This window comes from Bacillus sp. X1(2014) (assembly GCF_007678255.1).
In genome coordinates, this window is the sequence record NZ_VEED01000008.1 from 244,082 (window position 1) to 257,045 (window position 12,964).

The 12,964-nt window shown below is 38.0% G+C and carries 11 protein-coding genes; 8 read left to right on the forward strand and 3 right to left on the reverse strand.

Features of this window, described 5'->3' with window-relative positions; all coding sequences use genetic code 11:
* Positions 1 to 67 precede the first annotated feature (67 nt).
* Positions 68 to 4,537: a glutamate synthase-related protein gene (locus tag FS608_RS16830; protein WP_144553046.1), complete on the reverse strand. Its 4,470-nt coding sequence runs from the start codon at positions 4,535 to 4,537 to the stop codon at positions 68 to 70.
* Between the two features lie 316 nt (positions 4,538 to 4,853).
* The gene (locus FS608_RS16835) at positions 4,854 to 6,149 is read right to left on the reverse strand and encodes a glutamate-1-semialdehyde 2,1-aminomutase (RefSeq protein ID WP_144553048.1); all 1,296 of its coding nucleotides are present in this window, start codon (positions 6,147 to 6,149) and stop codon (positions 4,854 to 4,856) included.
* A gap of 158 nt (positions 6,150 to 6,307) precedes the next feature.
* Between FS608_RS16835 and FS608_RS16840 the strand changes: the two genes are divergently transcribed.
* The 7 genes from FS608_RS16840 to perR all read left to right on the forward strand — a co-directional run bounded on the left by FS608_RS16840 (position 6,308) and on the right by perR (position 11,262).
* The gene (locus FS608_RS16840) at positions 6,308 to 7,315 is read left to right on the forward strand and encodes an ABC transporter ATP-binding protein (protein WP_144553050.1); all 1,008 of its coding nucleotides are present in this window, start codon (positions 6,308 to 6,310) and stop codon (positions 7,313 to 7,315) included.
* Complete coding sequence (locus FS608_RS16845; protein ID WP_144553052.1) at positions 7,316 to 8,107, forward strand: ABC transporter permease; 792 nt, start codon at positions 7,316 to 7,318, stop codon at positions 8,105 to 8,107. It abuts the gene before it with no gap.
* Between the two features lie 3 nt (positions 8,108 to 8,110).
* Positions 8,111 to 8,896, forward strand: coding sequence for an ABC transporter permease (locus tag FS608_RS16850; protein ID WP_144553054.1), 786 nt, complete (start codon positions 8,111 to 8,113; stop codon positions 8,894 to 8,896).
* Between the two features lie 72 nt (positions 8,897 to 8,968).
* Entirely contained in the window at positions 8,969 to 9,364 is a 396-nt protein-coding gene (locus FS608_RS16855; protein WP_313958721.1) for an ion channel, read from the forward strand.
* Between the two features lie 79 nt (positions 9,365 to 9,443).
* The gene (gene bcp, locus FS608_RS16860) at positions 9,444 to 9,914 is read left to right on the forward strand and encodes a thioredoxin-dependent thiol peroxidase (RefSeq protein WP_144553056.1); all 471 of its coding nucleotides are present in this window, start codon (positions 9,444 to 9,446) and stop codon (positions 9,912 to 9,914) included.
* Positions 9,915 to 10,162: 248 nt separating this feature from the next.
* Positions 10,163 to 10,720: a cob(I)yrinic acid a,c-diamide adenosyltransferase gene (locus tag FS608_RS16865; RefSeq protein WP_144553058.1), complete on the forward strand. Its 558-nt coding sequence runs from the start codon at positions 10,163 to 10,165 to the stop codon at positions 10,718 to 10,720.
* Positions 10,721 to 10,824: 104 nt separating this feature from the next.
* Entirely contained in the window at positions 10,825 to 11,262 is a 438-nt protein-coding gene (gene perR / locus FS608_RS16870; RefSeq protein WP_144553060.1) for a peroxide-responsive transcriptional repressor PerR, read from the forward strand.
* A 95-nt stretch (positions 11,263 to 11,357) separates the two neighbouring features.
* On the opposite strand, the gene FS608_RS16875 is transcribed toward perR, so the two are convergent.
* Positions 11,358 to 11,699, reverse strand: a complete 342-nt coding sequence (locus FS608_RS16875) for a YgzB family protein (RefSeq protein WP_144553062.1) — start codon at positions 11,697 to 11,699, stop codon at positions 11,358 to 11,360.
* 151 nt (positions 11,700 to 11,850) lie between these two features.
* On the opposite strand from FS608_RS16875, the gene FS608_RS16880 reads away from it, so the two are divergent.
* Positions 11,851 to 12,726: a nucleotidyltransferase-like protein gene (locus FS608_RS16880; RefSeq protein WP_144553064.1), complete on the forward strand. Its 876-nt coding sequence runs from the start codon at positions 11,851 to 11,853 to the stop codon at positions 12,724 to 12,726.
* The last annotated feature ends 238 nt before the right edge of the window (positions 12,727 to 12,964 follow it).

Here is a 12,964-nt window from a genome sequence, read left to right on the forward strand (position 1 = left end):
AAGAAAAAGTTGGAATAAAAAACGTCCGCTAAAAAAAGCGGACGTAAGTTAAATTTGTTAATAATAATCACTCTGTAGATACAGATGGATCAGCTTGTTCTTTGACAGGAAGTACCTGCACAAAGTGATTTTCTACATTTGTTAGTAGTGCGCGAAGTTGCTGTGCTTCTTCAGCCTGACCATTCTGTTCAAGCAAGTCAGTATATTGACTTAATAGCTCGTTAATATCCTGCTTGCCTTTCTCATTTAAGTCCACAACTGAAACCTTTGCGCCTTTAGCGATTCTTCTTTGAATTGCTTCTTTCGTTAATCTCATCTCAGGCTGTTGACGAATATAAACAACCCCGCCTGTCATTCCTGCACAAATCCATGGACCTGGGTCACCTAAAACAAGGCCGCGGCCATTTGTCATATATTCAAAGGCAAACCCTTTAATATTAGCATTTGATCCGATATTACCTGCTTCATTTTCCGGAAGTGGTTTTTTTACGGTGCCTCCAATAATTAAATCAGCCCCAGAAAGACGAATTCCTGCTCTCGCATCTGCATTACCTTGGGCAATAAGAAGTCCCTTTTGAGCACCATAGCCAAATCCTTTTCCTACGGAACCATTATAAAATTGACCATTCTTACCTTTTGATTTTAAAATTTGGATATTGCCGCCAAAGGATGTTTTTCCGACGCCATCTTGACCACCGCCATTAACGGTAATTTCGATTCCTTCACTATTATAGGCGCCTAATCCATTACCAGGAATGGAACCGTCTTTGTATTTTAGCTGGACGGACGGTAACTGTTTATATGAACCATCAAGTCTGCCGCGGACACGGTGACAAGATACTCGGCTTCCTAACACACGCTGTTCGGATGTGACACTAGTGAATTCACGAGAAGAGTGTAATTGATCCACACTGCCATCAAGGTACTCTGCTCCAACAGCTACTTGCATTTGAACTTCTTCAATTGATTTTGATGCTTCGGTTTTTGCAAATTGACTGATTTCTAATGGTTTTAGCAAATAGGAGAGGCTTAGTTGCCCTTGACCTTTAACTTGCTCTAATAAATCAGAACGACCTACTGCATCCTGTAGATTGCGAATTCCAATTGAAGCTGAAAGATCCTTTAATTCTGTTGCAAATGCAGTAAAGAGATTCATAATTCCTTGTACTGCTAAATCCAATTGTCGAGGCACAAAACGTCTTAGACCATGTTCTTTCGCCTGAGCTTCTGATTCAATTTGAGTTGCAATACCAACATGACAAGTATCTAAATGGCAGCCGCGGCATGTAGTACAACCAATTGCCAGCATCGATAATGTCCCAAAGCCAACACGGTTAGCGCCAAGCAGCATAATTTTAAGAACGTCCATTGCACTTTTCATACCGCCATCAGCCCAGAGTTCTACTTTGTGGCGAAGGCCGCTTTCTAGCAGGGCATTATGGGCCGCTTTTACACCAATTTCAACCGGTAATCCAACATGTTGAAGCGCGTGAATTCTTGCTGCACCTGTGCCGCCGTCAAAGCCGCTCAAAGTGATAATATCAGCACCTGCTTTAGCAATCCCTACAGCAATTGTTCCAATATTCGGTACAACTGGAACCTTAACAGCGATTTTTGCTTGATCATTAGCTGTTTTCAATTCCAGGATCATTTGCGCTAAATCCTCGATTGAGTAGATATCATGGTTATTTGAAGGTGAGATTAAATCTGATCCCAGGGTTGCATTACGTGCTTCGGCAACCTTTGCCGTAACCTTTGAACCAGGCAGATGGCCGCCTTCACCAGGTTTTGCACCTTGACCAATTTTAATTTCTAATAGATTGGATGAGTTAAGTAATTCCGCATTGACTCCAAATCTTCCAGAGGCAATCTGCTGACCTCTAGTTTTTGGATACTTACCAAGCATATCTTTAATTTCTCCACCTTCACCATTTAAGCTGACCATGTTTAGACGGTCTGCACCTTCGGCATAGGCTCTAAATGCAGTTTCATTTTGAGAACCAAAAGACATGGAAGAAATAATGAACGGTAAATCATGGTCACCGACGCGAAGGTCGACATCTGCTGGTACTAACTGTTTATTACTTTGTTTAAGCTGAACTAAATGACGAATCGTTGTTGGATTCTCTGTTTCTTGTTCAGTGATTTTATCACGATAAACATTGTAATCACCAGTAGCTGCTATTTCACCAATTGCCTTCCAAATCCGTGGGAAGAGATGGAAAGTCTTTCCGACTCTTTCCTTTTCATTGTGGTAATCTTCGGCTCTTGATAAAGCATCAAGTTTCATTGCTTCAAAATCAGTTTCAAGTTCTTTCGAACCAAAAAAGTTAACAATGTTTAATAGATTAGCAATATCCTCATGTAAGCCGATACTTGAGAATAGGCGGCCGTATCCTCGTAGTTCATGAATACCAATTGTTGAGATTACTTTTTCCAGCCCTTTTGTAAGAGCACTAAATAGATTTGTTAAAGGCTTTGAAGTCTCGTCAAGAACCGTTAGGAACATATAGTAAGGGCTGATTAAATCTGCACCTAATCCAAATGCAGTAATGATGTCATGAAGTGAACGAATTGCAGCAGAACGAAGAACTAAAGAACAGTTTCTTCTTATTTCTGCTTTAACAAGTGCTTGATCAATGACAGATGTTACTAAATGTGGATCAATCCAATAGAAATCTTCCTGATGTGCTTTTGCATCATCAAGAACAAGCAGTGTTTTTCCTGCTTGAACTGCCTGAACTGCTTCATTGGCAAGTCTTTCTAGCGCTTGCTCGAGCTTTTCTTCTTTGCTGAATGTAGCAGAAATAAAGGTTACAAGCTTCTGCGCCTGAAAATGGGAAACAACTTGATCAAAACTTGGCTGACCTAAACTCTCAGATAAGTCAAAGCCTGCTTTGCCTTCCAATAATAGAGGGGTAGTTAGCTCAATGACTGTTTCGCTATTTTCTTTATTGAATAGTGTTGGACGTTTTCCAATGATGACGCGTGTTGAAAAATGCTCAGTCTCACGGTCCCTGTCAATTGCAGGATTCGTTACAACCGCTACACTTTCTTTAAAATAATCAGCAATATTTTTTCTTTCTGGGTTAAGTGCAGCTAGTGGGGCATCATGACCAAGCGAACGAATTGGTTCCACACCTTTTTCCGCCATTTGTTCGATTAATTGGATATGATCTCGTTCCCAGCCAAATGCTTTATATTGTCCATTATGGATTTTGTCAGGATATGTCATCGTCACTGTTTTTCCTAATGAAGGAGGGAGCAAACGAGCCCTAACCTCACTAATATTTAACTTTTCAGAAAAACGGGAATATACCTCAGTCTGAAAACGATCTTGCTCATAAACTTCCAGTGTTTCACCATTCCATTTAAAGCCAACCTTTTCACCTGGTGCCAAAGGTTTTGGTTCATTAACATATTCGCTTGAAGAAATGATTCCTGGTTCAGAGGAAAACAAATAGGAACTATCTATTTCAAGCATCCAGAGTGGACGTAGTCCTAGTGCATCTACACTAAATACGGCTTCATCACCATATCTTGAAATAATACCAGCAGGACCTTGAGCAAAATGCCCCCAGGCTTCTCTAAGGTAGGTATATAAATCTTGAAGATTTTCAGGGTATGCCTTAATTTCATTGATGATTGGCGGGAATAAAACATCAATTGCTTCAAATAATGAAAAACCTTCGCGGCAAATTAATGTTTCCATCGTCCGGCTTAAATCTTGAGAGTCACTGCCATCTTTGACAAGGGGCACACCAATCATTCTTGCTTCATCACGAAGTTTCGCAATGGTATTAATTTCTCCATTATGTCCAAGAACACTAAATGGCTGTACTCTGAAAAAGCTTGATAATGTATTTGTAGAATAACGATTATGCCCAAGTGTCATTGTAGAAGCTACAAGTGGATTTGCAAGGTCATGATAGTAACGTGGAAGAATATCCCCTGCACCCATTACCTTGTATACAACATGGTTGTGACTTAATGAAGCAACATGAACTTGATCATTTGTTTCAAAATCAATTAATACTTCGAAAAGGCTCTTTGTTAATTCTTGGCCGCTTTTTGAAGAAAGACAGGCAAATTGCCAGAAAACAGGGTTTTCTTGGATGGCGATTGGGCCAAGTGCAGAAGAATCTGTTACTTGATCTGATTCAAATACTACATCAAAGCCGTATTTCTCTAACTTATTAAGTAATTCCTGTTTGGTAGTTTTCCAGTTTACTTTTTGACTAATGAAAACATGGCCAACAGCAAATTCTTCTTTTTCGGCAAGCGTTGGTTCCTGACCTGCCTGAAGCAATTTTTCTTTCCAAAGCGCAACTGGGATATCGGTATGAATGCCGACACCGTCGCCTTCTCCATTTATAAAACCAGCACGATGATTCATAGTCACAAGCGCATCTATACAATCAAAAATATTTTTTCTAGTTGGGCGCTTAGATTTTTCAAGACATGCGACGATTCCGCAAGCATCATGTTCTTGTTTGTGGAAATCTTTGAATAGGGAAGGGGTCCATTTTTGTGTCATCATATTAGGCTTTAGCAGTTATCTGCTAAGGCCATTCACCTCCTATGAAACTAAAAGTTTAAGTATATCATCGTGGTTGTAATTCGTTTGTCACTTTAACGGGGTATATTGTTAAAGGAAAAATATAAAAATAATAATTTAATAGTATCATAAGAATTTTCAGAAATCAAATAAATATACATTATTTTGGATAAGAAAATAGTGGATAATAAGCGTTGGATAATTGAGGGAACATGTTAATGTAAACGTTTTCAAAGCGTTTTTAAAAATAAAAGGAAGTGATTTCCACTTCCTTTTGTGCATAAAAATTGTATATTTATTCGTTCGTAAGTGAAGAAAATGCATTTCTTACTGCATGTAAAGTGGCCTCGACATCCTCAACTGTATGTGCGATCGTCAAAAACCATGCTTCATATTTGGATGGAGCAAGATTTATTCCTTGATGGAGCATATGCTTAAAAAACTTTGCAAATGTTTCTCCGTCTGTATTTTCTGCTTGAACATAGTTTTCAATTTTTTCCTTTGTAAAATAAACGGTTAGAGCACCTTTCAAACGATTAATTGTTATGTCGATATTATTTTCTTTAGCAGCATCTAAAATCCCATTCTCAAGAATGGCACCTAAACGGTCTAAGTAATCGTAAATTCCCTCTTGTTTTAGCACTTCGAGACAGGCAATTCCCGAAAGAATGGATGCTGGATTTCCTGCCATAGTTCCTGCTTGATAGGCAGGGCCTAGTGGGGCTACTGTTTCCATAATTTCTTTCCGCCCACCGTAGGCGCCAATTGGCAGGCCGCCGCCAATGATTTTTCCGAGGACGGTTAAATCGGGTTCAATCCCTAATAAATTTTGGGCACCACCGTACATAAACCGGAACGCTGTAATTACCTCATCATATATCACAAGCGCACCTGTTTCATGTGTTAAGTCATTGACCTGCTGCAGAAAACCAGGGTTTGGTTCAACAATTCCGAAGTTTCCAACAATAGGCTCCACTAATACAGCTGCGATTTGATCTCCCCATTTCGCTAATGCCTCTTTAAATGGTTCAATATCATTAAAAGGAACCGTTATTACTTCTTGTGCGATACTTTTTGGAACTCCGGCAGAATCTGGTGTACCTAATGTAGAAGGACCGGAGCCAGCTGCAACCAGGACGAGGTCAGAATGACCGTGATAACAGCCTGCGAATTTAATGATTTTATCTCTGCCTGTATATGCACGGGCAACGCGTATTGTTGTCATCACAGCTTCTGTACCAGAGTTTACAAACCGAACTTTTTCCATCGAAGGAATGGCTTCTTTCAACATTTTTGCAAATTTGACTTCATGTGGTGTTGGTGTTCCATATAGGACACCACTTTCTGCTGCGCGTTTGATTGCTTCAGTAATATGTGGGTGGGCATGACCTGTTATAATTGGCCCATACGCAGCGAGATAGTCAATATATTGGTTTCCGTCCACATCCCAAAAGTATGCCCCTTGAGCCCGTTCCATTACCACGGGTGCTCCACCGCCAACCGCTTTATAGGACCGTGATGGACTGTTTACTCCGCCGACAATATGTTCAAGTGCTTCATTATGTAATCTTTCAGAATTAAAAAAATTCATGTGTTTTCCCCCTTCAATCATTTCTATCCCATTTTAGCACTTTTTTAGCTAATATTTGTCTGTTTAACTATTCGGATATTTTATGAAAGCGTGCTTGTTGTTTTATCAACCTTATTTGGCTAAACTAAATCTCTAGGTCATTGTTTCGGGGGGAGAAAATGAAGAATGTAATAGAAGTTAATAATTTGCGAAAAGAATTTAAGGCATATTCCAGCCGAACAGGTTTAAAAGGAGCATTTAGGGATTTATTAACAAGAAATTATAAAATTGTTCCCGCTGTTAATGATATCAATTTCTCTGTAAAAAAAGGCGAAATGGTGGGGTATATCGGTGAGAATGGAGCAGGAAAATCCACAACCATTAAAATGCTGACCGGAATTTTAACACCGTCATCTGGAGATATCATCGTAAACGGGATGAACCCGCATAAAGAACGGGAAAAATTTGTCCAAACAATTGGGGTTGTGTTCGGACAACGCTCCCAATTGTGGTGGGATATCGCTGTTCAGGAATCATTCCGCCTTTTGAAAAAAGTGTACAAGGTATCCGATGAAGATTATAACACCCACATGAATCATGTGATTCACACATTAGATATTGAACCACTATTAGATAAGCCGGTAAGAAAATTATCGCTAGGTCAGAGAATGAGATGTGAACTAGCTGCTGCGCTCATTCACAATCCTCCATTATTGTTTTTGGATGAACCAACGATTGGATTAGATGTGCTTGTAAAGTTAAAAATTCGTGACTTTTTAAAAGAAATTAATGAGAAATATCAAACTACGATTCTTTTAACTACACACGATTTAACAGATATTGAGGCATTGTGCGAGCGAGTAATCATGTTAGATGAAGGTAAGGTCATATATGATGGGGCGTTAAAGAATCTTCAGGAGAAATGGGGCGAGGGGAAAGAAATTCAGTTTCAGTTTCTTGAACATGTGGAACTGTCTGCTGTACATAATCTAACCAGTGAGATTCCTGTAAAGTGGGATCTGGACGTAAAGGAGCAAATCTTTACGGCCACACTAGAAGATAATGATGAGATTATTTCTCAAGTCATTGCCAAAGTCGTAGCTGAATTTAAAATAAAAGATGTCAAAATAAATGAAACGTCAACGGAAGAAATCATTCGAAATATTTATGAAAAGGGTGCGGTGTAAGTGGATAAATACCTTGAGATGATTAGGATCCGCTTTTTAATGATGCTGGCATACCGGACTAATTATTACACAGGAATTCTAATTTATAGTATTAACATTGGTGCCTATTATTTTCTATGGTCCGCCATTTACGGTTCGAAGGAAGAAATCGTGGGTCTTTCAGTAACGCAAATGACTACATATGTAGCTGTTTCCTGGATGGCGCGTGCCTTTTATTTTAACAATCTTGACCGTGAAATGGCCTTGGAGATTATGGAAGGGAAGGTCGCTGTTGAATTAATTAGACCCTACAATTACCTAGGGATGAAAGTTATGCAGGGGTTGGGGGAAGGGATTTTCAGGCTATTCTTCTTTTCGGCTCCAGGGCTGATTATCGTTTATTTTGTCTTTCCGGTAAAGTTTACGTGGGATCTTAGTGTTTGGGGATTATTTGCGATTTCGATTTTGTTGAGTTTCTTTATTAATACGGAGTTAAATTTATTAACAGGGATTACTACTTTCTTCATATATAATAACTCTGGGCTAATTCGAGCCAAACGTGTTGTCATTGATTTGTTCTCTGGGTTGTTACTGCCAATTAGCTTTTTTCCAGGCTGGGCCCAGGATGTGATGAAATATCTTCCCTTTCAAGGAATTAGTTATTTTCCGAGTATGATTGTGACCAAAGGTTTTTCTCAATCACAGGCGATCGATGCAATCACTCAACAATTTGTTTGGGTTATCTTGTTGTTTTTTCCAATTCAAATTCTTTGGTCCTTGGCAAAGAAACAACTGATTATTCAAGGGGGGTAAGAGTTGTTTTATATTTCGATGTTTTTTCAATACCTATCTCAGTATTTAAAAACGAGACTTCAATATCGAGCCGATATTTTTGTTGAATTTTTTTCGGATCTATTATCACAAGCGATAAATTTTATTTTTATATTAGTTGTCTTTGGCCATACCAATTTACTTAATGGCTGGACAAGGGATGAAATCATTTTTATTTATGGGTTTTTTCTCGTCCCTTCTGCTGTTTTTTCTGCTTTTTTTAATATTTGGGACTTTAATGAACGGTATATCGTGAAGGGAGAATTGGATCGAATCTTAACCAGACCTATCCACAGCCTCTTTCAAATCATACTTGAGAGGATTGAACTAGAATCCCTGCTGGGGGCTATAACTGGGCTTGCTGTGATGTTTTATGCGGGAAACCGACTGGACCTTTCATTGCATTGGTTCGATCCATTTCTATTTATCCTTTTTGTCATCGGTGGGGCACTTGTTTATGGAGGAGTATTCATCATGATTGCCTGCATAAGCTTTTGGGCGGACGCTCGTACGTCGCTAATGCCGATGATGTACAACATTAGCAATTATGGCAGGTACCCAGTAAATATTTACAATAAACTCATCCGCTTTGTATTAACCTGGGTGCTGCCATTTGCTTTTGTTGGTGTCTATCCCGCTGCCTTTTTTCTAGGGAAAAAGGAATGGTTTTTGTACTCATTTTTAACGCCTGTAATTGGTGTTAGTTTCTTTGTGATTGCGGTTATGGTATGGAATCAAGGTGTTAAGAAATATAGAGGAGCAGGGAATTAGCTATTCTTGATATTTTATTGTCCAAGCAAGCATAGAAATAAACTACCAGAAGCTAAATTGAGGTGGTTTATTGTGTTTTTTTTCTTACTTCCAATCGTTATTTTTTGTATCTTCATGAGTTTAAGAACACTTTTTATTCCCAATACAGTTAAAGGGAAGTTAGTATCAATTGATAATTTTTTGTATTTAGGCTCTGTATATTTGACTGTCATCCTGGGCTTTGGTTTAATTTATTTACTTTTTGAGTTAATCGGCATTTCCCTGTTGATGGAAGTAAATAATCAAGATAACAGAAATATTTTTGAGACTAGTTTTTATTTTAGTGCGATGACCTTATTTTCAGTTGGGAATGGTGATGTCATTCCACAGGGGATAGGAAGGATTATTACTGTCGCAGAGGCGTTGATTGGTTATACATTACCAGCAGCTTTTGTAGCTCGAGTTATGTTTGACCGGGAAACATTATAAGTGATGCAGGATAGTTGTTTTATATGGGTGAATTTTGTTACGCTTACCTCAAGGAATTATTACATGGGAGTGGTAAAAGATGACGGTTGAGATTGGAATGCAAGTACCGAATTTTGAGTTGGAGGCCAATACTGGCGAGACGGTAAGTCTATCAAATTTCCGAGGCACCAATATTGTTTTGTATTTTTATCCAAAGGATATGACGCCTGGATGTACTACAGAAGCATGTGATTTTCGAGATCAAATTCAACAATTTACTGAAGTGGATGCCGTTATTTTGGGGGTAAGTCCAGACCCTGTTGACCGTCATCAAAAATTTGTCGAGAAATATGGATTGCCTTTTCTCCTTCTAGCAGATACAGAGCATCAGTTAGCGGATATTTTCGGGGTATGGAAGTTAAAGAAAAACTTTGGTAAAGAATATATGGGGATCGAGAGGTCTACATTTATTATTGATAAGGAAGGCAACCTTGTGAAAGAATGGAGAAATGTCAAAGTCAAGGGCCATGTTGATGAGGCTTTAACATACATAAGGGAGCAGCTCAGCTAATTCTAACTGAAGCCTATTTTGTAAAGGAAAGGCATTTGTCCAATGCAAGAAGCGTGAGATTGAATATCATTTTATTAGGGCATACCTCCTCAGATAAAATTTGGGTCCATAGTGGCCCCTTTTTTTATGGAGTTAAATAAGATTTGTACATTTTGAGTTTTCTAAATATACAAACAGGTGTTATGATGAAAAAAATACTCGCATAATAATATTCCATGAAGTCGCGTTATTAACAGGGGGATAAATTTATGAAAATTTATACTAAAACCGGTGATAAAGGAACAACTTCACTTATTTATGGAAAAAGAGTGGCAAAAAACGACTTACGTGTGGAAGCATACGGCACTTGTGATGAAACCAATTCAATGATTGGCCTTGCGCTTAGTTATTTAAATAAGGAAAATTTTCAAGGAAAAGAAATAATTGATACTATTTATCATAAAATACAAACAAATCTCTTTCATGTCGGTGCAGAGCTGGCTACACCAAAAGGAATGGAAGTAAAGTGGGCACTTACTTTATCAGATATTGAAGAGTTGGAAAAACAGATTGATGAATGGAATGAGGCAATTCCTGAGTTAACAAATTTTATCTTGCCAGGGGGACATCCGGCAGGTGCAGCCTTTCATGTGGCGCGAACAACCGCAAGGAGGGCAGAAAGATGCGCTGTTGGATTAGGTGATGATGTAAATCCACTTGTATTAGCTTATTTAAATCGACTTTCCGACTTATTGTTTGTGACCGCACGCTTTGTAAATTATCAACTTAGGGCACCTGAACAGACATTACACGGAAAAGGATTATAGCATTACTTGTTAATGAGATAACAATATTGACAAAAGTACAATTTACTTAGTAAAATTAAATTATAACAATTATAAAGTAAGAATATCTTTTAGAAAGAAGGTGCATGGCGATGAATCAGTTAAAAGAAGCGTTGGATACCTTAAAGGAAACAGGGGTGCGCATTACTCCGCAACGTCATGCGATACTTGAATATTTAATAAACTCGATGTCACATCCTACTGCAGATGATATTTATAAGGCCCTTGAAGGGAAATTTCCGAATATGAGTGTGGCAACGGTTTACAATAATTTACGAGTATTTCGTGAAGTCGGTCTTGTAAAGGAATTGACTTTCGGGGATGCCTCAAGCCGATTTGACTTTGTTACATCCCATCATTATCATGTCATCTGTGAACAGTGTGGAAAAATAGTTGACTTTCTATATCCAGGCTTGGATGAAGTGGAGCACTTAGCTTCCCATGTAACAGGTTTCAAAGTCGAAAATCACCGCATGGAAATCTATGGTTCCTGCCCGGAATGTGCAAGCAAAGAGGTACATTAACCTGGAAGTAGAAGATTTTTGTGAATAAAGAAGGAAGACTCAAACCACAGTAGCTTTTTAGCAAAATGGTTTAAGTCTTCCTCTTTTTATTTTTCTTATTTTTTATTATAGGACTCGTCAAATTCCTTGCCTGCTAGATTAGGATCAAGGGTTAATGGTTCCCGACAGTACATACACATATCCACTCTTCCAAGCATTTTTGTATGCTTTTTGCAGCTAGGGCATGTAACTAGGATTGTTTTTGTTGATAGCATACCAATCCAAAAATAAACAATGGTACTTGCGATAATAAAAAGAAGACCCAAAATCATAAAAATGGTCATAATAAGTGGAGAAGTTCGAAAAAAGATCCCACCATACATAACAATGAAACCGATAAAAATTAATGATAATGCAAAGGTACGAATTTTATTTATTTTACTCGAATATCTTGCCATGTTACTCCCTCCTAGAGAAACTATACCATACTTATGGTAAGAAGGAAAAAGCAAGGATGAAGAATGTCGAAATTTGTCTCTGGAGAAAGAAGGAGATTTGTTTTCATTGTCGAAGTTATATTGCTACCTGAAAAAAATGGAGGAATGATAGATGGAAGACATCCTTCGGCCTATTTATCAAGAACGGGCGAGCCAATTGAATACTCTTGGAGTATTGATGGTACAAAAAAAACAAAAGTTAAGTCATATAACAGATTCATTTGATGTAATCCTGTTAGTCCTTGTAAAAGAAGCAGAGCAGCCCCAATTTATCAAGCACTATACCTACTCTGATAAAAAGGCAGCCATGCATATCATTACGGAAGAGCAGTTGAATGAATGGATATTATTAGGCTCGAATCGAAAAATATTTGAATGGCTTTATGAGGCAAAAATTATCTTTGACCGGAACGAATATGTGGCCAATTTAAAAACAGAATTGCGTGATTTTCCTTTTAATGGCCGCAAAATAAAAATGGGTATAGAGTTTGCCAAATTGATTCGACGCTATGTGGATGGAAAAGCTTTATTTGAAGGTCATCAGTTTTTAGATGCATACAATTATGTTGTTCATTCTCTGCATCATCTTGCAAGGTTGGCTGTGCTAGAAAATGGGCTTCATCCAGAGTTGACTGTTTGGAATCAAGTAAAACAGATCGAGCCTGAAATTTTTAAATTATACGAGGAGCTCGTGTATAGTGAAGAAACGCTTGAAAAAAGATTAGAACTATTGTTCCTTGCAAGTGAATTTATGATCCATTCAAGGACAAAAATGGGGACAGGTCATTTTTTAGAAGTGCTAAGCAGCAGGGAAGTTTGGTTATTCAATGAAATTATGAATGAACAAGAATTAATCCCTTACTCAGTTGATTTAGGCGTATTGCTTGAATATTTAATTGACAAACATTTAATTGATGTAGTGAATATAGAAACAAAAGGTCAAGGTGTTTTTCATAGAGGCTATCGTCTTAATAAAAAATCATTGTAAAAAAATAATGAAAACGTATTGACCTTTTAAGAATTACTTGGTATATTAATAACCGTCGCTGCGAGACATTAAAGCTTTTGTCTTCGTAAGTGGCGGTTAAAAAATGTTGACATTAATAAATGTCATGTGTTATATTAATAAAGTCGCTTACGAGCGGTGGTAAATTGTTCTTTGAAAACTAAACAAACAAAATCGTGCAAACAAACAATAAATTTTAGTTTCTTTTAAGAAACTAAGC

Coding starts and splice junctions, on each gene's coding strand:
- FS608_RS16830 (WP_144553046.1), bottom strand. CDS start 4,537: ATGACACAAAAATGGACCCCTTCCCTATTCAAAGATTTCCACAAACAA.
- FS608_RS16880 (WP_144553064.1), top strand. CDS start 11,851: ATGGAAGACATCCTTCGGCCTATTTATCAAGAACGGGCGAGCCAATTG.
- FS608_RS16835 (WP_144553048.1), bottom strand. CDS start 6,149: ATGAATTTTTTTAATTCTGAAAGATTACATAATGAAGCACTTGAACAT.
- FS608_RS16865 (WP_144553058.1), top strand. CDS start 10,163: ATGAAAATTTATACTAAAACCGGTGATAAAGGAACAACTTCACTTATT.
- bcp (WP_144553056.1), top strand. CDS start 9,444: ATGACGGTTGAGATTGGAATGCAAGTACCGAATTTTGAGTTGGAGGCC.
- FS608_RS16875 (WP_144553062.1), bottom strand. CDS start 11,699: ATGGCAAGATATTCGAGTAAAATAAATAAAATTCGTACCTTTGCATTA.
- perR (WP_144553060.1), top strand. CDS start 10,825: ATGGCGATGAATCAGTTAAAAGAAGCGTTGGATACCTTAAAGGAAACA.
- FS608_RS16840 (WP_144553050.1), top strand. CDS start 6,308: ATGAAGAATGTAATAGAAGTTAATAATTTGCGAAAAGAATTTAAGGCA.